Source organism: Pseudomonas sp. 2995-1 (assembly GCF_002742505.1).
GTDB classification, from domain to species: Bacteria; Pseudomonadota; Gammaproteobacteria; order Pseudomonadales; family Pseudomonadaceae; genus Aquipseudomonas; species Aquipseudomonas sivasensis.
The window spans coordinates 1-515 of the sequence record NZ_LJSA01000355.1 but is presented as its reverse complement, the minus strand read 5'-3'; the positions used below and the strand labels follow the sequence as shown (position 1 = coordinate 515).

Below are 515 nucleotides of genomic sequence, written 5' to 3'. Positions count from 1 at the left end.
AAGCTGATGTTCAGGTTCTCGCGTGGGGTTTCTTCGTCTTTCGCGATGAAAGTACCGGCGACGGTGCCTGCTTCAGCAGTGTTCTCGACGATGGTAGTCGGCGTGACAGCAATTACCGGAACGTCGTTAACCAAGGTCACGGTCGGTTGACCGGTGCCAGTGGAATTCAGGCCTTCAACGTCAGTAACGGTCAGGTCGATCTTCGGCAGTTGGTTACCAGCGTTAACGAAGTCGGCGCCTTTTTCGGTCAGGACTACGTTGTTGCCAGAGATGGCGTAGTAACCGTCAGCGTTGGTGCCAGCGGTGAAGCTGATGTTCAGGTTCTCGCGTGGGGTTTCTTCGTCTTTCGCGATGAAAGTACCGGCGACGGTGCCTGCTTCAGCAGTGTTCTCGACGATGGTAGTCGGCGTGACAGCAATTACCGGAACGTCGTTAACCAAGGTCACGGTCGGTTGACCGGTGCCAGTGGAATTCAGGCCTTCAACGTCAGTAACGGTCAGGTCGATCTTCGGCAG

1 protein-coding gene is annotated in these 515 nt (G+C 55.5%); it reads right to left on the bottom strand.

Annotation, left to right across the window (positions count from 1 at the left end; all coding sequences use genetic code 11):
- A partial coding sequence (locus AOA61_RS31220; RefSeq protein ID WP_158234807.1) for a hypothetical protein occupies nucleotides 1-515 on the bottom strand: 515 nt, incomplete at both ends.